22 protein-coding genes are annotated in these 19,676 nt (G+C 69.6%); 9 read left to right on the top strand and 13 right to left on the bottom strand.

What is annotated here, in order from left to right; genetic code table 11:
* Positions 1-52 precede the first annotated feature (52 nt).
* Entirely contained in the window at positions 53-1,903 is a 1,851-nt protein-coding gene (locus tag E3328_RS01015; protein WP_135362773.1) for an acetyl/propionyl/methylcrotonyl-CoA carboxylase subunit alpha, read from the bottom strand.
* A 100-nt stretch (positions 1,904-2,003) separates the two neighbouring features.
* Between E3328_RS01015 and pdhA the strand changes: the two genes are divergently transcribed.
* The 4 genes from pdhA to E3328_RS00995 all read left to right on the top strand — a co-directional run bounded on the left by pdhA (position 2,004) and on the right by E3328_RS00995 (position 5,201).
* Complete coding sequence (gene pdhA / locus E3328_RS01010) at positions 2,004-3,146, top strand: pyruvate dehydrogenase (acetyl-transferring) E1 component subunit alpha (RefSeq protein ID WP_246022843.1); 1,143 nt, start codon at positions 2,004-2,006, stop codon at positions 3,144-3,146.
* 112 nt (positions 3,147-3,258) lie between these two features.
* Entirely contained in the window at positions 3,259-3,417 is a 159-nt protein-coding gene (locus E3328_RS01005) for a DUF1059 domain-containing protein (RefSeq protein WP_135362772.1), read from the top strand.
* Between the two features lie 120 nt (positions 3,418-3,537).
* Positions 3,538-4,209, top strand: a complete 672-nt coding sequence (locus tag E3328_RS01000) for a DUF4166 domain-containing protein (protein WP_135362771.1) — start codon at positions 3,538-3,540, stop codon at positions 4,207-4,209.
* Entirely contained in the window at positions 4,206-5,201 is a 996-nt protein-coding gene (locus E3328_RS00995) for a YndJ family protein (RefSeq protein ID WP_135362770.1), read from the top strand. Before E3328_RS01000 ends, E3328_RS00995 begins: the two co-directional genes overlap by 4 nt.
* A gap of 17 nt (positions 5,202-5,218) precedes the next feature.
* Here E3328_RS00995 and E3328_RS00990 read toward each other — a convergent pair whose 3' ends face one another.
* Positions 5,219-6,769 carry an acyl-CoA carboxylase subunit beta gene (locus E3328_RS00990; protein WP_135362769.1) on the bottom strand — a complete coding sequence of 517 codons (1,551 nt, stop codon included), beginning with the start codon at positions 6,767-6,769 and terminating at the stop codon, positions 5,219-5,221.
* A gap of 178 nt (positions 6,770-6,947) precedes the next feature.
* Here E3328_RS00990 and E3328_RS00985 point away from each other — a divergent pair, with 178 nt between their 5' ends.
* Positions 6,948-7,574, top strand: coding sequence for a uracil-DNA glycosylase family protein (locus E3328_RS00985; RefSeq protein WP_135362768.1), 627 nt, complete (start codon positions 6,948-6,950; stop codon positions 7,572-7,574).
* A gap of 15 nt (positions 7,575-7,589) precedes the next feature.
* Here the strand turns inward: E3328_RS00985 and E3328_RS00980 are convergent, their stop codons facing one another.
* The gene (locus tag E3328_RS00980; protein WP_135362767.1) at positions 7,590-8,957 is read right to left on the bottom strand and encodes a sodium-dependent transporter; all 1,368 of its coding nucleotides are present in this window, start codon (positions 8,955-8,957) and stop codon (positions 7,590-7,592) included.
* Positions 8,958-9,036: 79 nt separating this feature from the next.
* Here E3328_RS00980 and E3328_RS00975 point away from each other — a divergent pair, with 79 nt between their 5' ends.
* Positions 9,037-9,669 (top strand): hypothetical protein, encoded by a 633-nt coding sequence (locus E3328_RS00975; protein ID WP_135362766.1) that lies wholly within the window; start codon positions 9,037-9,039, stop codon positions 9,667-9,669.
* Positions 9,670-9,699: 30 nt separating this feature from the next.
* Here E3328_RS00975 and E3328_RS00970 read toward each other — a convergent pair whose 3' ends face one another.
* Positions 9,700-10,425 carry an SDR family oxidoreductase gene (locus tag E3328_RS00970; protein WP_135362765.1) on the bottom strand — a complete coding sequence of 242 codons (726 nt, stop codon included), beginning with the start codon at positions 10,423-10,425 and terminating at the stop codon, positions 9,700-9,702.
* Positions 10,426-10,508: 83 nt separating this feature from the next.
* Here E3328_RS00970 and E3328_RS00965 point away from each other — a divergent pair, with 83 nt between their 5' ends.
* Positions 10,509-11,156 carry a glycerophosphodiester phosphodiesterase gene (locus tag E3328_RS00965; RefSeq protein ID WP_135362764.1) on the top strand — a complete coding sequence of 216 codons (648 nt, stop codon included), beginning with the start codon at positions 10,509-10,511 and terminating at the stop codon, positions 11,154-11,156.
* A gap of 18 nt (positions 11,157-11,174) precedes the next feature.
* On the opposite strand, the gene E3328_RS00960 is transcribed toward E3328_RS00965, so the two are convergent.
* The 9 genes from E3328_RS00960 to E3328_RS00920 all read right to left on the bottom strand — a co-directional run bounded on the left by E3328_RS00960 (position 11,175) and on the right by E3328_RS00920 (position 17,744).
* Complete coding sequence (locus E3328_RS00960; protein WP_135362763.1) at positions 11,175-12,278, bottom strand: aminotransferase class V-fold PLP-dependent enzyme; 1,104 nt, start codon at positions 12,276-12,278, stop codon at positions 11,175-11,177.
* 158 nt (positions 12,279-12,436) lie between these two features.
* On the bottom strand, positions 12,437-12,709 hold the full coding sequence (locus tag E3328_RS00955) for a DUF7314 family protein (RefSeq protein WP_135362762.1): 273 nt from the start codon (positions 12,707-12,709) through the stop codon (positions 12,437-12,439).
* Positions 12,702-12,968 (bottom strand): DUF7315 family membrane protein, encoded by a 267-nt coding sequence (locus E3328_RS00950; protein ID WP_135364634.1) that lies wholly within the window; start codon positions 12,966-12,968, stop codon positions 12,702-12,704. Before E3328_RS00950 ends, E3328_RS00955 begins: the two co-directional genes overlap by 8 nt.
* A gap of 156 nt (positions 12,969-13,124) precedes the next feature.
* A complete protein-coding gene (locus E3328_RS00945; protein WP_135362761.1) occupies positions 13,125-13,889 on the bottom strand; it encodes a cytochrome b family protein in 765 nt (254 codons plus the stop codon).
* A 4-nt stretch (positions 13,890-13,893) separates the two neighbouring features.
* Positions 13,894-14,697, bottom strand: a complete 804-nt coding sequence (locus E3328_RS00940; protein WP_135362760.1) for a cytochrome b — start codon at positions 14,695-14,697, stop codon at positions 13,894-13,896.
* A gap of 2 nt (positions 14,698-14,699) precedes the next feature.
* Entirely contained in the window at positions 14,700-15,581 is an 882-nt protein-coding gene (locus E3328_RS00935) for a Rieske (2Fe-2S) protein (RefSeq protein ID WP_135362759.1), read from the bottom strand.
* A 2-nt stretch (positions 15,582-15,583) separates the two neighbouring features.
* Positions 15,584-15,973, bottom strand: coding sequence for a DUF7318 family protein (locus E3328_RS00930; RefSeq protein ID WP_135362758.1), 390 nt, complete (start codon positions 15,971-15,973; stop codon positions 15,584-15,586).
* Positions 15,973-16,629: a plastocyanin/azurin family copper-binding protein gene (locus tag E3328_RS00925; protein ID WP_135362757.1), complete on the bottom strand. Its 657-nt coding sequence runs from the start codon at positions 16,627-16,629 to the stop codon at positions 15,973-15,975. Before E3328_RS00925 ends, E3328_RS00930 begins: the two co-directional genes overlap by 1 nt.
* A gap of 194 nt (positions 16,630-16,823) precedes the next feature.
* Positions 16,824-17,744: a DUF7319 domain-containing protein gene (locus tag E3328_RS00920; protein ID WP_135362756.1), complete on the bottom strand. Its 921-nt coding sequence runs from the start codon at positions 17,742-17,744 to the stop codon at positions 16,824-16,826.
* A 341-nt stretch (positions 17,745-18,085) separates the two neighbouring features.
* Between E3328_RS00920 and E3328_RS00915 the strand changes: the two genes are divergently transcribed.
* Both E3328_RS00915 and arsB read left to right on the top strand, forming a co-directional pair.
* Complete coding sequence (locus E3328_RS00915; RefSeq protein ID WP_135362755.1) at positions 18,086-18,511, top strand: ArsR/SmtB family transcription factor; 426 nt, start codon at positions 18,086-18,088, stop codon at positions 18,509-18,511.
* Positions 18,504-19,667, top strand: a complete 1,164-nt coding sequence (gene arsB / locus E3328_RS00910; protein ID WP_135362754.1) for an ACR3 family arsenite efflux transporter — start codon at positions 18,504-18,506, stop codon at positions 19,665-19,667. The genes E3328_RS00915 and arsB overlap by 8 nt, the downstream gene beginning before the upstream one ends.
* The last annotated feature ends 9 nt before the right edge of the window (positions 19,668-19,676 follow it).

Below are 19,676 nucleotides of genomic sequence, written 5' to 3'. Positions count from 1 at the left end.
AACCGTGTCGGTCGGCGGGACACTCCGGGCTCGGACCCGGACGGCCGCGGTCTCAGTCCAGCACGAACATCGTGTCGCCCATGTCGACGGACTCGCCCTCGCTGACGGCGACGGCGGTCACGGTGCCGGCGCTCTCGGCGACGATGTCGTTCTCCATCTTCATCGCCTCCAGCACGCAGAGCACGTCGCCCGCGGCGACCTCGTCGCCCTCCGCGACGTTCACTTCGAGGATCGTCCCCTGCATCTCCGCGGTGATCTCCTGGCCCTCGGCGGAGACGCCGCCGGAGTCGCCGCCACCCGACCCGCCGCCACCGCCCGGCTGGGGCCGCTGGGCCTGCTGACCGCCGCTACCGGCGCCGTCGCCGCCGGTGGGAATGGCGGGCGCGCCCCGCTCCTCCAGCTCGACCTCGAAGCGCTTGCCGTTGACCTCGACGGTGAACTCCCGCTCGACGACCTCTTCGTCCTCGTCGTCGCCCCCCGACGACTCGGTGCCCCAGCGCTCCTGGGCCGCCTCGATGCGGTCGTGGTCCAGGTCCTCGTCGAGGTACTTCGTGGTGTGCCTGCCTTCGAGGAACGGCTCGTCGGTGAGCATCATCCGGTGGAACGGGATGATCGTCGGGAAGCCCCGGATCTCGTAGTCGGCCAGCGCGCGCTTGCCGCGGGCGATGCACTCCTCGCGGTCCTCGCCCCACGTGATGAGCTTCGCGATCATCGAGTCGTAGTCGGTGACCAGCTCGTCGCCCTGGCGGTGGGCGTCATCGACCCGGACGCCGATACCACCTGGGGTGTCGTACACCTCGAACTCACCGCCCGTGGCGGGCGCGAAGTCGTTGGCGGCGTTCTCGGCGTTGATCCGGAACTCCATCGCGTGACCCGCCAGTTCCACGTCGTCCTGATCGAAGGTGATCTCCTCGCCGGCGGCGACCCGGATCTGCCACTTCACGAGGTCGATGTCCGTCAGCTCCTCCGTGACGGTGTGCTCGACCTGGATGCGCGTGTTGACTTCGAGGAAGAAGAAGTCCGTGTCGGCGTCGAGCAGGCCCTCGTCGTTGCGCTGTTCGTCCTCGACGAGGAACTCGAAGGTGCCGGCGTTGTAGTAGTCGCCGGCGTCGGCGCCTCTGCGGGCCGCCTCGCGGATCTGCTCGCGTAACTCGTCGGTCAGCGCCGGGCTCGGTCCCTCCTCGATGACCTTCTGCTGGCGGCGCTGGAGCGAGCAGTCTCGTTCCCCGACGTGGCGGACGTTGCCGTGTTTGTCGGCGATGATCTGCACCTCGACGTGGCGGGCGTTGTCGAGGAACCGCTCCAGGTAGACCGACGCGTTCGAGAAGTACGCCTCGCCCTCGCGCTGGGCGGTCTCCAGCGCCTCCTCGGCGTCCTCGGCGCTCTCGACGACCTCCTGGCCCATGCCGCCGCCGCCGCCCTCGGCCTTGATGAGGACCGGGAAGCCGTGTTCCTCGCCGAATTCGACCACCTGCTCGGGGTCCTCGACGGACTCGGTGGTGCCGGGGACGATGGGCACGTCGGCCTCCTGCATCACCTTGCGGGCGTGGGTCTTCTCGCCGAGCCGCTCCATCGCCTCGCTGGAGGGACCGATCCACGTGATCCCGTCGGTCTCCTCGACGCGGGCGGCGAAGTCGGCGTTCTCGGCCATGAAGCCGTAGCCCGGGTGGATGGCGTCGGCGCCGGCCTTCTTCGCGGCCTCGATGACGGCCTCCCCGTCGTTGTAGGAGTCGGCCGCGCGGGCGGGGCCGACGTTGTACGCCTCGTCGGCGTAGCGGACGAAGCCGGCGTGTTTGTCGGCCTCGCTGTAGACGGCGACCGTCCCGACCCCCAGCTCCTCGCAGGCTCGCATCACGCGGACGGCGATCTCGCCGCGGTTCGCGACGAGGACCTTCTCGAACATACCGTCCTGTACCGCGCGTCGCCCTTTAAATCTAATCGGACACCGGGGTGGTCGGCGGCCGCGCTGACGAGTCGTGCGTGCGCCGACCGGGAAAACGGTTATGCGGTTGCTGGCCGTCGAACCACCAGTGAGCGACAGCGACGCCGTCGCGCGGACCGAGGACGGACTGGTGCAGGTGCTCGACGCCGACGGGCAGGTCCGCGAGGACGCGACCGTGCCCGACCTGTCCGACGAGCGGCTCGTGGCGATGTTCCGGGAGATGAAGCTCGCCCGCCACCTCGACGAGCGAGCCGTCTCCCTCCAGCGCCAGGGCCGGATGGGAACCTACCCGCCGCTGGCCGGCCAGGAGGCCGCGCAGGTCGCGTCGACCCACGCGCTCCGTGACGACGACTGGATCGTCGACCAGTACCGCGAGCACGGCGCCGTCGCCGTCCGCGGGCTCGAACCCGAGTACCTCCTGTACTGGATGGGCCACGAGGTCGGCAACGAGTGGCTCGCCTCCAAGCACGTCTTCCCGCTGAACATCTCCATCGCCAGCCACCTCCCCCACGCCACGGGGATGGCGTGGGCGGCCCGCCTGCGGGGCGACGACCGCGTCGTCTGCTGTCACTTCGGCGACGGTGCCACGTCGGAGGGGGACTTCCACGAGGCGCTCAACTTCGCGGGCGTGTTCGACGCGCCCGCCGTCTTCTTCTGCAACAACAACCAGTACGCCATCTCCGTCCCGCGGGAGCGCCAGACCGCCAGCGCGACCATCGCGGAGAAGGCCGACGCCTACGGCTTCGCCGGCGTCCGCGTCGACGGGATGGACCCGCTGGCCGTCTACCAGGTGACGAGGGGGGCCGTCGAGAAGGCCCGCGATCCCGCCGAGAACCAGCTGCGCCCGACGCTGGTCGAGGCGGAGATGTACCGCTTCGGCGCCCACACCACGGCCGACGACCCCTCGCGGTACCGCACCGACGAGGAGGTCGACCGCTGGCGCGAACGGGACCCGATCCCGCGGATGGAACGGTTCCTCCGCGAGCGCGGCCTGCTGGACGACGAACGGGTCGCCGAAATCGAGGAGCGCAACCGCGAGCGGGTGGCCGAACTGGTCGAGGCCGCCGAGGCCTACGAGCCCGACGTCGAGGCGTGGTTCGAACACGCGTACGAGGAACCGACCCCGCGCGTCCGGGAAAGCCGAGCGTACCTCCGCGAGTTGCGCGAACGCCACGGCGACGACGCGTTGGTGCGCGACGAGTGAGCGGGACAGGCCGTCGATACTCGCGGATGTGTCGTGCTACCGACTGACAGGGAAGGGCCTACCGGTCGGAAGCCGCCCCATAGCAATACCGTCGCGGCCCGTCGGTCGCCGTATGGCCTACCAGGTCGAATGCAGCCAGGGAGACGACTTCATGATCAAGTCCGAGGACGAGCAGGAGGTCATCCAGCACGTCAAGGAACACGCCCAAGAGAAACACGACATGGACCTGAGCGACGACGACGCCCGCGACATGGTCCAGGAAGCGTCCTGAACGTCGGTCAGTCGACCCCGCCGCGCCGATCTGCCCCGGATCGACTGCCCAGCCGGCCAGCAACCGTTTTGTCGCTCGCCCCATCAGTGCCGGTATGAATCCTCCGCCGGCGGTGGTGCTGTGACGGGCGTCTACGAGTACGCGCTTGGCGAGGCGGCCGACGACCTGCACCCGAACGTGCGCGAGCGGTACGCGCTCGGCCCCGACGACGCGTTCGCGACCGTGGGTCGCGGACTGATGGACATCACGCGCGGCGCCGTCGCGCTGCCGGTTCTCTACGCGATGCCCGCGCGGAACCTGCTGTTCCCCGAGTCCGGCGAGGACGTGCCGTTCTCGGTGACGACCGCCGGCTGGCGCGACCCCGCGGGCTACGAGGCGCTGACCACCCGCCGGGAGTTCGACTTCGACGGGAAGACCCGACAGTTCGACTCGACGACCGTGTGGGACCGCGAACGGGAGCGGCTGTTCGACTTCCTCGGCACCGGCGGGCACGTCGTCTCCGAACTCCACCCGCGCGTCGAGGACGGTGTTCTCGTCGTCGAGGGGGGCAAACAGTGGACCCGCGTCGGCGGCCGCTATCTCCCGACACCCGGCCCGCTCGGGGTCGACGTGACCGTCCGCGACCGATACGACGAGGACGACGAGCAGTTCTACGTCACCGCGACCGTCGAGAGCGGCCTCGTCGGGCACATCCTCGGCTACCGCGGGTCGTTCACCCAGGAGCGCCGGGAGATGGAGCGGGTGCCCGACGACCTGAAACCGGTCACCGGGGTCGACCCGCTGCCGCCATGAGCGGCGACGAACCGGGTTCGGACAGCACGGCGGAGACCGAATCGGACCCGTTCGCCCGGCTCGTCGCCGGCGTCACGCTCGCGGACCTGAGCGCCGTCTTCGGCGCGGGCCTGTGGCTCGTCCTCGCGCTCGCCGGCGGCCTCTCGCAGGTCGAGCGGGCGCTCGCGCTGGCGCCGCTGGTCGTCGTCCCGCTGGGCGTCGGACTGGCCGCGCGCGGGGAGTTCGCCGGGCTCCCGGGTCGACTGCTCGGCGCCGCCGTGGCGCTCCTCCCCGTCGGCGCAGCGCTGATGGCCCTCTCGCTCGTGGTCGACGCCGGGCCGACCGCCGCGGGGCTGGCCGCGCCGTGGGTCTTCGTGACGAGCCTGCTCGCGCTCGCCGGCGTCTCGCGGGCGGTCGAGCGAGGTACGATCCGACCGCTGACCGCCGCGCTCGTCGACGCCGGCCTCGCCTACGCCCCGGTCGCCGCCGTCGCGCTCGTCCTCTCGCACCTCGGGATCACCTTCTGGTTCGATCCGACGATCGTCCTGCTCACCGCTGTCCACTTCCACTTCGCCGGGTTCGCGCTGCCGGTCCTCGCGGGCGTGACGGGCCGACACCTCGGCGGCTTCGAGGGCGGGGCGCGCGCCGTCGCCGGCGTGATCCTGGTCGGACCCGCTATCATCGCGGTCGGTATCTCCTTCTCGCCGCTGGTGGAGGTGGTCGCGGTCGGCGCGTTCACCCTCGCCGTGGCGGCGTTTGGCCTGCTGGTGCTCGTCCGGGTCGTCCCGTCGCTGGACGCCCCGCCGGCCGCGCTCGTGGGCGTGTCGGCGCTCGCACTGCCGGCGTCGATGGCGCTGGCGCTCGGCTACGGCGTCGCGGCGTTCTCCGGGACGAACCCGCTCGGGCTGAGCATCGGCCGGATGGTGACGCTCCACGGGTCGCTCAACGCCTACGGGTTCGCGCTCTGTGGCGTCGTCGGGTGGCGACTGGCCGCGAACGTGGAGACGGGCTGAACTGCCCGCGGGAACCTCTAGAGCGGGATGTTCCCGTGCTTCCGGTCCGGGTGGTCTTTCCGCTTGGAGCGTAGCGTCTCCAGGTCGCCGATCAGCCGCGAGCGCGTCTCGGGCGGTTCGAGCACGTCGTCGACGTAGCCCCGTTCGGCGGCGGTGTAGGGGTTGGCGAACTCGTCGCGGTACTCGTCGATGAGTTCCCGGCGTTTCTCCTCGACCTGCTCGGCGGCGTCGAGTTCGTCGTCGTAGAGGATGTTCACGGCGCCCTCGGGGCCCATCACGGCGATCTCGGCGGTGGGCCAGGCGTAGTTCACGTCGCTGCCGACGTGCTTCGAGGACATCACGTCGTAGGCGCCGCCGTAGGCCTTGCGGGTGATGACGGTCATCAGCGGCACGGTCGCCTCGGAGTAGGCGTACAGCAGTTTCGCGCCGTGTTTGATGATCCCGCCCTGCTCCTGGTCCTTGCCGGGCATGAACCCGGGCACGTCGACGAACGTGAGCAGGGGAATGTTGAACGCGTCGCAGAAGCGGACGAACCGCGAGCCCTTCAGCGAGGAGTCGATGTCGAGGGTCCCGGCGTTGACGCGGGGCTGGTTGGCCACCACGCCGACCGCGTGGCCGTCGAGGCGGGCGAAGCCGGTCAGGAGATTGCGAGCGTAGCGCTCGGCGACCTCGAAGAAGGAGTCCTCGTCGACGACGCCGTCGATGACCCGGTGCATGTCGTACGGTTTCTGCGGGGCCTGGGGCACCACGTCGCGCAGGCTCTCGTCGGCGCGGTCGGGGTCGTCCCACGGCTCGACCCGCGGCGGGTCCTCGGCGTTGTTCGCGGGCAGATAGGAGAGCAGGTAGCGGATGTCGTCCAGCGCTTCCTCCTCGGCGGCGGGTGCGAAGTGGGCGACGCCCGACTCGCCGGTGTGGGTGGCCGCGCCGCCGAGTTCGTCGAAGGTCACCTCCTCGCCGGTGACCGTCTCGATCACGTCGGGGCCGGTGATGAACATGTGGCTGGTCTCCTCGACCATGAAGATGAAGTCCGTGATGGCCGGGGAGTAGACGGCGCCGCCGGCACAGGGGCCCATGATGGCCGAGATCTGCGGGACGACGCCGGAGGCGAGCTGGTTGCGGTGGAAGATGTCGGCGTAGCCCGCCAGCGCGTCGACGCCCTCCTGGATGCGGGCGCCGGCGGAGTCGTTCAGGCCGACGATGGGCGCGCCGGTCTCCATCGCCTTGTCCATCACCTTGCAGACCTTCTGGGCGAACGCCTCGCCCAGCGACCCGCCGAGGACGGTGAAGTCGTGGGCGAACACGAAGACCGTGCGGCCGTCGACCTCGCCGTAGCCGGTGACGACGCCGTCGCCCGGGAACTCCTTCTCCGCCATGTCGAACTTCGTCGAGCGGTGCTCGCGGAGCGCGTCGATCTCGACGAAGCTGCCGTCGTCGAGGAAGTAGTCGATCCGCTCGCGAGCGGTCATCTTCCCCCGGTCGTGCTGGGCCTCGATGCGCTCCTCGCCGCCGCCCTTGCGAGCGGACTCCTTGCGCTCGCGCAGGTCCTCGATGTCTTCGTCGCGGGTCACGACGAGCCACCTCCGGACGGGGGAAACGGCCGGTCGACGCGGGTCCGTGCGGTCATTGGTGGGGCATCGGCAGTCCGGGAGAAAAGCGTTTCCCGATTCCGGGGGGGCGACGGCGGGGCCGTCCGGCGAGCCGGCGGGAACCGGCGGAGTTTTGGCCGGCCCGCCACTGCGGGGGAACGTGAAGAACGTCACGGCCCGCCAGTCGAACCCATTCGGCTTCTCGCCGCCGTGCGAGCCGTTCGTCGCCGGGTACGGCGACGCGAACGCCGACTTCCACGTGGTCGGCGACCACCCCGGCGTCCACGGCGGGGCCGAATCGGGCTACCCGTTCACCGAGTTCGACGCGAGCGAACGCCTCCAGCGGGCGCTCTCCGAGGGCGGTCTGCTCGCCGAGACCGGGTCCCCGCCGGTCGTCGAGAAGACCTTCCTCTCGTATCTCTACCCCTGCGTGCCCGAGGGCGTCCCGAGCGAGCGCGACTACGCCGACGTGGAGAACATCTTCGACTCGGAGATCCGGGCTATCACCGCTCACGTCCTCCTGCCGGTCGGCGAGCGCGCGACGCGGCACGTCTTCGCCAACATGACCGCCCGTCCCCCGGAGGAGGTCGACCTGGAGCGCCAGCACGCGACCGAGATCCCCGGCAGCGGCTGGCTCGTCGTGCCGATCAAGGATCCGGCCGAGTGGTCCGACGACGACGAGTCGGCGCTCGTCGAGGCGCTCGTCGAGCTGCGCCGGCGCGACTACGTGCGCCGGGCGGACCTGGGGCGGTTCCTCCCCGACGACGACCCGTACATGGTGCGGTAGGTCGCCGCCGGGATTCTACGGGAAGATCGCGCCCGCGACCAGCGGTGGGATCCCGGTCGGGTCGTCCTGCAGGAACAGCTCGAAGATGCCGAGCAGGAGCGTCGCGAAGACGCCGACGACGACGACGAGCCGGAGCGTCCACAGCCAGAGCGGGCCGAAGGGACCGAGCCCGCCGGTGCCGCGGCGGAGTTCGTCCACCGCGTCGCTACCGATCACCCAGCCGACGAAGACCACGACTGCCAACACGGACACCGGCAGGAACAGGCTGTAGGCGAGGTTGTCGAACCACGTCAGCCAGGCGGTGTCCCACGCGGAGGGGAGCCCGAGGACGAACAGACCGAGGCCGACGGCGACCGCCAGCGTCGGCCGCGAGACGTCGAAGTTGTCGACGGCCCACGAGACGGTGACCTCCATCAGGCTGATCGCCGAGGACAGCGCCGCGATGAGCACGACGACGAAGAACACGACGCCGAGCCACCGCCCCAGCGGGAGTTCGGCGAACCCGGCCGCGACGGCGACGAACAGCGCCGACGCGCCGCCGCCGCCGGTCAGCGCGAGGTCGACGTTGTTGGCGAACAGGATCGGGAAGACGACGAGCCCGGCGAGGATGCCGACGAGCGTGTTCGTGACGACGATGACGCCCCCGTCGAAGGGGAGATTGTCGTCCTCGCCGACGTACGAGGAGTAGGTGATCATGATCGCCATCCCCAGCGAGAGGGTGAAGAAGGCCTGGCCGACGGCGAAGGGGATCGCCGTCCCGGCGTTCTCGACCATCGCGTCGAGGCTGGGCGAGAGGAAGTAGGCGTAGCCCTCGCCCGCACCGCCGAGCGTCGCCGCCCAGCCGGCCAGCACGACCATGATCACGACGATGGAGGGCACCATCACCTTCGTCGCCTTCTCGATGCCGTTCTCGATGCCGAGCGCGACGATGGCGACGGCGATGCCGAGGAACAGCGCCTGCGCGAGGATCGCCTCGGGTCCGGCCGAGACGGCGCCGAAGTACGCCCCGGGGTCGTCGAAGTACGCACCCGTCGCGCTCCCGAGGATGTACCGGAGGACCCACCCGCCGACGACGTTGTAGTACGAGAGGATCCAGAAGCCGGTGGCGACGGCGAGACCGCCGACGAGGCGCCAGTTCCGGTGGCCGAGTTCCCTGAAGGCGTCCACGGCGTTGACGTTCGTGCGCCGACCGACGACGAACTCCGCGAGCATCGCCGGGAACCCGATCAACACCACGGCGATCAGGTAGAAGGCGACGAACGCGGCGCCGCCGTTTTCGGCCGTCTTGAACGGGAACTGCCAGAGGTTCCCCAGGCCGACTGCGCTCCCGATGGCGGCGACGAGGAAGCCGACCCGCGTCGCCCACGTCTCTCGTTCGACCATACGCCGGTTTCGGCCGCTGACCCTGAAAACGGCTACGACCACAGACGCTAAGTCGTGCGCGAGCGACAGGAGAGACGCCATGCCCTCCCTACTGGAACGGCTGCTCGGCGACGACTCGACGGAAGAAGGCGTCGACCTCCGGGAGCGCGAAGACGAAGCGCACGAGGCCCTGGAGAACCGTGTCACTCCCGAAAGCTACGGCATCGACGACTGCGCGGTGACCGGCGTCGCGGTCGTCAACGAAGGCCCCGACGAGGAACCGATCACGGTCCCCATCGCCCGCTTCTCGCTCGGCGAGGACGTGGAGTCGCCCGACGACGACCTCGTGTGGGAGCTCGCGGGCGAGGCGGTCCGGGCGATGGTCCCCGCCTTCGACGGTGTGTTCGTCCGCCACTACGACGTGCAGTTCACCTTCGACGGGGACGGCCTGTTCGAGGCCGAGGAGTGTCGCCGGATCGCCGTCACCCCCGAACTGGCCGACCGGCTGGTCGCCGAGACGGGCTTCGACGCCGCCGCGTTCAAGTCGGCGATGCTGGAGGCCGACGACATCGACGACCACGTCGCGCCCGTGGCCTGGGGCGAGTGCGTCGACTACAGCAGGAACGACAACGCCGCGGTCGTGACCGGTGCGGCCGCGGCTGCGGCGGGCGCGAGCGCGGCGAGTGCGAGCTGTGCGGGTGCCGGAGCCGCGGGCGGCGCGGGCGGCTGCTGAAGTCCCGCACGAACCCCGCTCGCCGGACGCTCAGGCCTCGCCGTAGACCGGGACGGCGGCGCCGCTGGTGACGCTGGCGGCGTCCGAACAGAGGTACACGATGGTCTCGGCGATGTCTTCGGGGTCGACCCACTTCTCGTGGTCGGCGTCGGGCATCATCTCGCGGTTCATCGGCGTGTCGATGACGCTCGGCATCACCGCGTTGGCCCGCACCTCACCGGTGTTCTCCTCGGCGATGGTCTCGGTGAGGATCCTGACGCCCGCCTTCGACGCGCGGTAGGGGCCGTCGCCCTCGCCGCCCTCCAGCGACGAGCGCGCCGAGACGCTGACGATGGCGCCCTGGCCGGCCAGATCAGACTCCCGGAGGTGCGGGATCGCGTGTTTCGAGGCCAGGAACATCGTCTTGAGGTTCACGTCCACGAGGAAGTCGAACGTGTCTGCGTCGGTCTCGTCGATGGGCGTGCCGCCGCGCCAGGTGCCCGCGATGTTCGCGAGCGCGTCGAGCCCGCCGTGGTCGTCGACGACGGCCTCGACCGTCTCTGCCACGTCGTCCTCGTCGGTGAAGTCGCCCTGGTAGAAGTCGACGCGGTCGCGGTCGGTGTCCAGTTCGAAGTCCTCGTCGTCGGGCCCGACCACGTCGGCGCCGCAGACGGTCGCGCCCGCGTCGGCGAACGCCTCGCAGACCGAACTGCCGAGCGTCCCGCCGGCGCCGGTCACGAGCACCACGCTGTCACCGAAGTTGAAGTCGGCTGACATGGTCGTCGGTTGGGGCCGGCGGCGGTTAAAGGTGCGTCGCGGGCCGGCGCAAGACCTACCGGACGGGCGGGCCAACACCGGCCATGGACTGCATCGCCCACCGCGGCTTCCCCGGCGTCAACCCCGAGAACACCGTCGCGGCCGTCGCGGACGCCGCAGCGCGGGCCGACGCCGTCGAGGTCGACGTGCGGATCTGCGGCTCCGGCGAACTCGTGGTCTGTCACGACGAGACCGTCGACCGGACGACCGACGGAAGCGGTCCCGTCTCGGCTCACACCGCCGACGAGTTGGCGGCGCTCTCCGTCGAGGGGTCGGACCAGGGAGTCCCGACGTTCGAGGAAGTGGTCGAGGTGGTCCCCGACGACGTGGCGCTCTACGCGGAGCTGAAGGAGCGCGGCACCGGCGAGGCCGTCGAGCGGGTCGCCGCCGCCGCGGCCCCCGAGGTCGTCGTCTCGTCGTTCGACCCGGAGGCGCTGGCCGAGGTGGGGGAGTTGCCCACCGCGCTCGTCCAGTGGGAGGGCGAGGGGCTGGTCTCGCGGGCGCGGGAGCTGGGCTGTTCGGCGGTCGCCCCGAACCTGGCGGCCTGCGACGCGTCGCTCGTCGAACGGGCCCACGGCGCCGGCCTCGACGTGACCGCCTGGACCGTCACCGAACCGGAGGAGACCGAGAAGGTCCAGCAGGCGGGCGCCGACGGCGTGATCACGGACTTCCCGGAGTGCTGTCCGTCCTGATATCCACCCGTTCTCACCTCAGAGCGCGTCGAGCAGGGCGTCGATGTCCGCGGCCGTGTTGAAGACGTGGACGGAGACGCGGACGGTGTCGGTCGGCGGGATGTCCCGGACGCGGATACCCGCCTCGTCGAGCCGCTCTGCGGTCTCGGCGGGGTCGTCCGCTTCGAAGGCGACCAGCCCCGACTCGTAGCGCTCGGGGGAGACGAGCCGGTCGCCGAGCCCCTCTTTCAGCCGGTCGGTCAGCCGTTCGATGCGGTCGGTGACGGTGTCGTAGCCGACGTCCTCGATTGTCCCGATGCCCTCGCCGAGGCCGGCGTAGGGCACCGGCGAGACGCTGCCGGTCTCGAAGCGCCGCGCGTCGGGCTTGAGGTCCCAGTCGTCGGCCTCGGGGTCCTCGACGCCCATGTAGCCGACCTGGGCGGGGTCGAGGTCGCGGGCGAACTCGTCGGTGACGTGGAGGAAGCCGGTGCCCGTCGGGGCGAGCAGCCACTTGTGGCCGGCGGCGGCGACGGCGTCGGCGCCCCACTCGCCGAAGTCGACGGGGCGCTGGCCCACCGACTGGACGGCGTCGACGACGACGCGGGCGCCGGCGTCCTGCGCGATATCGGCGAGTTCGGCGACCGGGAGGCGACAGCCGTCGGTCCAGGTGAGCGAACTGAACAGGGCGAGTTTCGCGCCGTCGACGGCCGCCTTCCACTCCTCGCGGTCGACCTGTCCGTCCGCGGCCTCGACGACGCGGACTTCGATGCCGTGGGTCTCGCGGAGCCGCTCCCAGGGGAGGATCCCGGCCGAGTGTTCCTGGTCGGTGCGGACGACCGCGTCGCCGGGCTCCCACTCTATCGCGGCGGCGACCCGGCCGATGCCGTCGGTCGTGCTCTGGGTCAGCGCGACGGAGTGAGGATCGACGCCGACGTGGGCGGCGACCGCTTCCCGCGTCCCGTCCAGCGCCTCGAACAGCGCGCCGTAGGTGCCGGCGCCGGTCGGGGCCTCGTACTCGTGGAATTCGAGCGCGTCCTCGGTCGCCTCGACGACGCGCCGGGGACTGGGTCCGCCGGCGCCGGTGTTGAGGTAGACGCCCCCGTCCAGCGCAGGCATCTCCGCCCGGAGTTCCTCGGGAGTCATGCCCGAACCGACGGACCGTGCGCGGTTAAACCGTCCGCCACGCGGCTATCGACGTTCCCGACCGGACGTGTGCGATCCGGGTGAATATCGAGCGACCGGAGGAGAGACACGCGCCGTCCGCTACGCGGTGGGGAACGAACCGAAGAATCCGACGGCGTTCAGTTCGAGCGCTCGGCGTAGGCGTCGCGGAGCTCCTCGACGGCGGGGATGACCACCCAGAAGGTGAGCGCGCCGAAGACGGCGAACCAGGCCATCACGTCCATGATCGCGACGCCGAGCTGTCCGTAGACCGTGTTGACCCCCTCCACCGGGGCGACCAGCTGGACGCCGCTCCCCTCGAAACTGGGCGTGCGATACCAGCCGGCGAGGGTCAGCCACGCGAGCCCCGCGGCCGAGAAGATCGCCATTCCCTTCGCGAATTCGTCAGCCATTGTCGGACCTTTCGTCGGTTTCTTCTTTAGCGTTTCCCATTCCGTCGGCCCTGAACCGCGTCGAGAACGCGTACGTGACCGCGCCGGCGGCGATCAACCCGACCCCCGCCAGTGCGACCAGCGGCTGAACCTCCGACAGCTCCGCCGTCGCCCGGTCGGTCGCCACGTCGAGCACCAGGAACCCGCCGACGACGGCGGCCACTGCGAACAGCGTCGAGAAGACCGTCACGCGCTTGTACACCGCGTCCGGGACGACCACTTCGCGACCGCGCGCGCCCTCCGGGTCGTCGCTGGCGGCGGACTCGTCGGTGGCGGACCTGGAAGCGGCGACAGAATCGGCGTCGGCGACGGCGGGGTCGTCCGTCCCGTCGGCGGCCGCGTCGGGCGAGTCGCCGGGGCGGGACGGGTCGGCCATCTACTTCGGCGGCCGCAGGCGGTAGTACCGGCGGTTGAGGTTGAACATGTACCCCTCCCGCATCGTCCGGAGGACGGCGTACGTGAGGAACGCCGACAGCACCGGGAGCAGGAAGGTCAGGTCGAAGATGAGATGGGAGTCCATCGGGATGAGGTTCTTGACCGACAGCGCGGCGATGGTGAAGGCGAAGACCACGCCGCTGACCCCGACGGCCGCCCAGAACGGCTGTTCGACGGGGCGGCGGGCGCTGCCCTTGTTGAGGAAGGGGACGATGGCGACGAACCCGACGACGACCAGGTTGGCGATGACGCCGTACGTGCGGTCGGCCATCAGCTTCTGGCCGCCGAGCAGGCTGATCTCGGGGTTGAGCGGGCCGAGCTTCAGCAGGCCGAACGACCAGTAGAGGTACCAGTCGGGCAGGATGATCGCCGGCGTCGACGAGGAGTCGGCCGGCGGGCCGATGTGGGGCGGCAGCGCCGCCGAGAGGAAGATGATCATGCCGACGAAGAAGCTCGTCAGCGCGAGGTTGCGGATCATCTCGTGGGGCCATGTCGGGAACGCGAGCACGTCGCGTTCGACGTAGCTGGACTGCTGGCGGAGGTCCTGGTCCTCGCGCCGGGAGCGTTCGAAGTACTCGTAGGTCAGCCGGGCGAGCCCCTGCTTGCGAGCCTTGCGCTCGCTCCAGGTCGGGGTCTCGTCGTCCGGCGGGACGATGCCCGTGCCGTCGGTGCGAACTTCCTCGCTGTTGTCGTCGTTGTCGCTCATTGTATCAGTGGGGTTCCGCGATGCCCTGCATCCAGACGATGCCGATGTGCACGGCGATCAGCCCCGTCGTGACGAACGGGAGCACGAACACGTGCAGGATGTACATCCGCTGGACCGTCGACTGGCTGAGGGTGAACCCGCCAAAGAGTAGCTGGGCCACCCACTCGCCTATCAACGGTATCGACAGGCTCATCTCGACGCCGATCTGGCCGGCCCAGAAGGCCAGCTGGTCCCACGGGAGCAGGTACCCCGTGTACCCGAAGACCATCGTCAGCGAGATGAGCACGATGCCGATGATCCAGTTGAGCTCGCGCGGTTCCTTGTACGCGCCCGTGAAGTACACCCGCAGCATGTGCAGGAACACGGCCGCGACCATCACCTGCGCCGACCAGCGGTGGAGACTCCGGAGGAAGAAGCCGAAGTTCAGGTCGGTCATGATGAAGGTGATGGAGTTGTACGCGAGGTCCGGCGTCCCGTTGGAGGCGCCGGCGCCGGGCGCGTAGTAGAACCCGAGCAGGGCGCCGGAGATGGCCGCGACGACGTACGCGATCGTCGAGAACGACCCCAGCGCGTACAGCGGGTACCAGTACCAGAACTTGTTGTCCAGGTTGTACTGCTCGGTGTGGCTCTTGGGCATCTGGAAGTTGACCTTGTAGTACATGTTCTCGAGGATCTCCAGATAGTCGACGATGCGGAGTCGCCTGTCGAGCCACAGCAGCACGGTCAGGTAGATCTCCTCGATGGCCGTCAGGTCCCGGCTCTCCATCCACGATTCGTGGTCGTGTTCGTCCTTGCGTTCAATGCTCATTGTTACTCATCCGGCCGCGGGCGGGCCACGAACTGTACCTGCGTCGGGCTGAACGGGTCGTAGACCGACTGGTGACACTGGCAGTACACCTCGTCCGCGGCGTTGAAGTTCGCGCTCCCCTCCAGTTGCTTGTAGCCCGGCACGCAGCAGAAGTGCGTGCACTTGTTGATCCAGGCCATGAAGTCCTGTTCGGTCGCCGCGCCGATGAAGTTCTGAATCGAACTCGGGAGGTCGCTGAACTCCCCCTCGCCGTTCGCCATCTGCGAGACCTTCGGCGAGCGCAGCACCTGCACCGGGATGGTCTTGGCGTCCTCGCCCTGCGAGCGCCACGTCGCGCTCGCCGGTTTCCCGATACCCTCCTTGCCGATGCCGTTGCCCCACGTCTCGTAGTCCTCGAACATGTCGACGGTGAGGACGGTGTCGCCCTCGACGTCCTGCTGCCACTCGTAGGCGGGCGGCGGGCTCGCCGAGGCGCGGATCATGTTGTCCGCGTCCGCCTCCGGCTGGACGCCCTGGTACTGTTCGAGCCCGCAGTACTGGAACCACTGCGAGGAGTAGGTCGTCCCGCCCAGGTCCATCTCGGCGACCGTCCGCTCGACGCCGCCGACCGTCTCCGTGCTCGCCTCGGGGAACAGGCCCCGGAGCTCGCCCGCGTCGGTCACCTCCAGCGGGACGATCGGCATCCCGCGGGGCGCGGGACCGTCCGTGTTCTCGATCGCGATGTACTGTGTCGGGCCACCGCCGCCGCCCGCCGCGGACGTGACCGTGTTCACGGCGGCCGCGCCGCCGGTGCCCACGCTGGCCAGCGCGGCGCTGCCGACGACGCCCTTCACGAAGCGGCGTCGGCCCGTCTCGCCCGGATACTTGTCTTCGTCCAGTGGCATAGTTATCGTTTGTAGTAGGGGTAGACAGCTCGTTTCACGCTCTCGAGAGGGTTCCCGTCCGCGAACGACGTCCCGTCGACGTCCTCCTCGCGGACGTACAGGTCCTCCCACTTGCGGCGCCGTTTCTTGACGATCATCACGTCCGGCAGGAACTCCTTGCGGTAGACCATCAGGATAAAGGCCAGGTCGACGAAGATGATGGCGAGGATACCGCCCAGGTACATGTTCCCGAGCGGGCTGTACCCCCAGCCGTTCACGAGGCCGAACGTGAACAGGCCCACGAACACGACCTCGACGATGGTCAGCAGGACCAGCGCGACCGCCGCGGCCGTGCTCTCGCGGGCCGGTTCGTACCGGTGGATGTCGCCGTACGTGCTTCCCGACGAGGACATCAGTCGTTCCCTCCCTTGGCGTTGGGCGATTCACCGTACTTCAGCAGGAAGAACGTGAACAAAAGCGAGACGACCATCATCACGATGGTCGAGATGCCGACGTAGTGCGGGTGGAAGGGCACGCCCATGTGCTCGGGGTTGAGCGGCGTCTGGCCCCCGCCCCCGACCTCCTCGGTTTCGACGTCTTCGCCGACGGCGATGGCGCCCCGCATCCCCTGGCCCTCGTGTGGGGCGCAGTTGTACGTGTACATGCCGGGGGTCTCCAGCGTGACCTCGTAGGTCTGGCCCGCGGCGATCGTGGCGAACTGGCCGCCTTCGGTGCCGTTGAGGCTCCCGCCGTCGGGCTGGCTGTTGGGCTTGACGTTGTGGCCCGCCTCGACGAACTCGAAGACGACCGTCGTCCCCGGGTCGATCCAGGTGGTCGTCGGGCCGAACCCGAACCCGCCGGAGCCGACGCCGACCTCGATCGTCACCTCCGAGCTGCCGCGCAGGTCCTCGTAGCCGGGGCCGTTCGCGTCACTCACGTAGGAGGGGAAGACCGGGCGTACGCTTCCGCCACCGCCCTCCTGTGCGGCGGCCGTACCGGCGCCCGCGGCGACGGCGGACGCGCCGCCCGCGGCGCCGCCGGCGGTCCGCAGAAAGTCCCGTCTGTTCATACAAAGGGTGGTCGGTACCGAATTTGTATAAACCCACCGAATACGCACGCAGGCGCGCGATTAGCCCCGCGCCAGCCGGAGATATTCGGGGCGTCGTCGGTCCGACGCGGCCGCTCCGTGCGAATCGTTGTCACTCCGGCGCGACCGGCCGGCGCACTCCCGCCCCGACTCGGTTGCGACGCCGACCGCTCCGCTCAGGACCCGTCGTCCGCACCGTCCCCGCTCCCGGACGGGCGACCGTCCGCGCCCTCCCCCGGCAGCCCGTCCGAGGGCTCACCCGGGACCCCCGACGCGTCGTCGGGGGACGCCTCGTCGGGGAGAAAGTCCGGCCGCTCGTCCGGTTCGAGTTCGACCGCGCGCAGGCGGTTGCGGTACTCCTCGGCGCGGAACTTGTCCGACAGGCGGGCGTTGGCGACGACGCCGAACAGCAACAGTCCGATCGCGAGGAACACGACGCCGCCGAGCAGCATCGCGACGACGTTCAGCGAGCGCACCGACCCGCCGCCCGGCGGGGAGACGATCCCGAGGAAGAACACGAACCAGCCGCCGATCAGCACGAGCCCGGCGAGCACCTGAATCGCAGCGACGATCTGCAACACCGTGTTGCCGAACTCACCGCTGCCCTCCGGGACCTCCTGTGGCTCGGGGAGCAACTCCTCGGGCGGCGCCTCGGGCACGTCGTACGACTCCATCGACGCGAGCGCGACCGTCGGCTTCACGTCCCGGAGGACGGTGCCGTGGCCCTCGACGGAGCCGTCGGCGTAGACGGTGGCGTACCCCTCGTCGGAGTAGGCCACGATGCGGTCGTCGTGGCGCTCGACGCGGGCGAACACCTCCCGCTCGGCGACCCGCCGCTTGAGGTCGGCCTCGACGCGGTCGAGCAGCTCCTCGCCGGTGATCCACGACTCCGGGTCGAAGACCGCCTCCCACTCCTCGGAGGACATCGACGCCATGTCCTGGGGCCCGAAGTCGTCGAAGTCGTACTCGGCCTCGACCCGCTCGCGCAGCGCCTCGATGGACTCGGCGTCCTCGCCGGCCCCCTCGTCGGTCCCGGCGCCGTCGGCCTCCGACGCCTCCTCGGCCCCGTCGACCCGTTCGTCGGCGGCGTCGCTCATTGTCGGAACTCCGGCCCCGAGGGGTAAAAGCGCCCCGACCCGGCGCAAGCGACAGCACCCGACTGCACGAACGTCCCGACCGGAGACTGCACGGATGTCCCGACCTGAGACCGGACGGCGCCCGCGTGCGCGGAAACGACGGGTGTCGTCCGGACCGACGGTACTGTCAGCACGTCCGTCCTCCGGTCGAACTCCGGACGGAGTACAGTTGAATTTACATTCAACATCGATATCGTGGAATAGATATTATAACCTCAGTAGAAGGCACTTTTCCAGAATGTTCGCACCACTACGAAGGTAGACCGGAACAATTAATTTAACACTGATTCAATCGACTGGCAATGGCACAAGCGACAGAACGGCTCCGCCGATACCTCGACGACGAACTCGGCGAGTGCCGGAGCGAAGACGTCGACCGGCGCCTCGACGAGCTCGGCACGCTCGAAGCGGCGCTCGGGACCGAGCAGGTCGAGGCGGAACTCGACGTGCTCTCGGCGCTCGCGAACGAGACGCGCTACACGCTCGTCCGCGTGCTCGTGGCGGCCGGGGAGGAGCTGTGCGTCTGCGAACTGAACGCGGTCGTCGACGTGACCGAAAGCGGGCTCAGTCACGCCCTGTCGGCGCTGGTCGACGCGGGGCTCGTCGACGGCCGGAAGGACGGCCGCTGGAAGAAGTACCGCGCGACCAACCGCGCGGTCGCGCTCGTCACCGTCCTGGAGGGGAGCGTCGGCGACGAGCTGCCGGACGGGAGCGGCGGCGATGAGTAACGCGGACGCTCACGCCCACGGCCCGGACTGCGACTGCGAGTCCTGCGGCGACCCGCGGTCGATGGACTTCCTCGACAAGTACCTCACCGTCTGGATCTTCGGCGCGATGGCCGTCGGCGTCGGGCTGGGCTACGTCGCCCCCTCGGTGACCCGGCCGATCCGGGACCTGCACCTCGTCGAGATCGGGCTCGTCGCGATGATGTACCCGCCGCTGGCGAAGGCGGACTACTCGCGGCTCCCGACCGTCTTCCGCAACTGGCGGGTGCTGAGCCTGAGCCTCGTCCAGAACTGGCTGATCGGCCCGACGCTGATGTTCGGGCTGGCCGTCGTCTTCTTCGGCGGGGTCGTCCCGGGTCTGCCCGCGCGCCCGGACTTTTTCCTCGGGCTCGTGTTCATCGGGATGGCCCGCTGCATCGCGATGGTGCTCGTCTGGAACGAGCTCGCCGAGGGGTCGACCGAGTACGTCACCGGCCTGGTGGCGTTCAACAGCCTCTTCCAGATCGTCACCTACGGCGTGTACGTCTGGTTCTTCGCGCTCTTTCTGCCCCCGCTGCTCGGCATGGAGACGCTCGTCGCCGGCATCTCGGCGTTCGACGTGACCCCGACGCAGGTGTTCGAGGCGATCGTCGTCTTCCTCGGGATCCCCTTCGCCGCCGGTTTCCTCACCCGGTACGTCGGCACCCGGGCGAAGAGCGAGGCGTGGTACGAGGACCGGCTCGTCCCGCTGATCGACCCGCTGACGCTGGTCGCGCTGCTTTTCACCGTCGTCGTGATGTTCGCGACCCAGGGCGAGAACATCGTCGCCGCGCCCGCCGACGTACTGATCATCGCCGTCCCGCTGACGGTCTACTTCGTCGTGATGTTCCTCGTCAGCTTCGCGATGGGCAAGGGGGTCGGCGCCGACTACTCGACGACGACCGCCATCGGCTTCACCGCCGCGAGCAACAACTTCGAGCTGGCCATCGCCGTCGCCGTCGCCGTCTTCGGCGTCGGCTCCGGCGTCGCCTTCGCGACCGTCGTCGGCCCGCTCATCGAGGTGCCGGTCCTGCTCGCGCTGGTCAACGTCGCGCTGTACTTCCAGCGCAGGCTCGACTGGGGGACCGCCGCGGCGGGGAGCCCCGAACCGACCGACGACCGACCCGCGGCCAACGACTGAGACCCGAAC

Source organism: Halosimplex halophilum (assembly GCF_004698125.1).
In the GTDB taxonomy this organism is placed as follows: Archaea; Halobacteriota; Halobacteria; order Halobacteriales; family Haloarculaceae; genus Halosimplex; species Halosimplex halophilum.
This window is presented reverse-complemented; position numbering and strand designations above follow the sequence as displayed.

Coding starts and splice junctions, on each gene's coding strand:
- E3328_RS01015 (WP_135362773.1), bottom strand. CDS start 1,903: ATGTTCGAGAAGGTCCTCGTCGCGAACCGCGGCGAGATCGCCGTCCGC.
- pdhA (WP_246022843.1), top strand. CDS start 2,004: ATGCGGTTGCTGGCCGTCGAACCACCAGTGAGCGACAGCGACGCCGTC.
- E3328_RS01005 (WP_135362772.1), top strand. CDS start 3,259: ATGGCCTACCAGGTCGAATGCAGCCAGGGAGACGACTTCATGATCAAG.
- E3328_RS00995 (WP_135362770.1), top strand. CDS start 4,206: ATGAGCGGCGACGAACCGGGTTCGGACAGCACGGCGGAGACCGAATCG.
- E3328_RS00980 (WP_135362767.1), bottom strand. CDS start 8,957: ATGGTCGAACGAGAGACGTGGGCGACGCGGGTCGGCTTCCTCGTCGCC.
- E3328_RS00975 (WP_135362766.1), top strand. CDS start 9,037: ATGCCCTCCCTACTGGAACGGCTGCTCGGCGACGACTCGACGGAAGAA.
- E3328_RS00970 (WP_135362765.1), bottom strand. CDS start 10,425: ATGTCAGCCGACTTCAACTTCGGTGACAGCGTGGTGCTCGTGACCGGC.
- E3328_RS00965 (WP_135362764.1), top strand. CDS start 10,509: ATGGACTGCATCGCCCACCGCGGCTTCCCCGGCGTCAACCCCGAGAAC.
- E3328_RS00960 (WP_135362763.1), bottom strand. CDS start 12,278: ATGACTCCCGAGGAACTCCGGGCGGAGATGCCTGCGCTGGACGGGGGC.
- E3328_RS00955 (WP_135362762.1), bottom strand. CDS start 12,709: ATGGCTGACGAATTCGCGAAGGGAATGGCGATCTTCTCGGCCGCGGGG.
- E3328_RS00945 (WP_135362761.1), bottom strand. CDS start 13,889: ATGAGCGACAACGACGACAACAGCGAGGAAGTTCGCACCGACGGCACG.
- E3328_RS00940 (WP_135362760.1), bottom strand. CDS start 14,697: ATGAGCATTGAACGCAAGGACGAACACGACCACGAATCGTGGATGGAG.
- E3328_RS00935 (WP_135362759.1), bottom strand. CDS start 15,581: ATGCCACTGGACGAAGACAAGTATCCGGGCGAGACGGGCCGACGCCGC.
- E3328_RS00930 (WP_135362758.1), bottom strand. CDS start 15,973: ATGTCCTCGTCGGGAAGCACGTACGGCGACATCCACCGGTACGAACCG.
- E3328_RS00925 (WP_135362757.1), bottom strand. CDS start 16,629: ATGAACAGACGGGACTTTCTGCGGACCGCCGGCGGCGCCGCGGGCGGC.
- E3328_RS00920 (WP_135362756.1), bottom strand. CDS start 17,744: ATGAGCGACGCCGCCGACGAACGGGTCGACGGGGCCGAGGAGGCGTCG.
- E3328_RS00915 (WP_135362755.1), top strand. CDS start 18,086: ATGGCACAAGCGACAGAACGGCTCCGCCGATACCTCGACGACGAACTC.
- arsB (WP_135362754.1), top strand. CDS start 18,504: ATGAGTAACGCGGACGCTCACGCCCACGGCCCGGACTGCGACTGCGAG.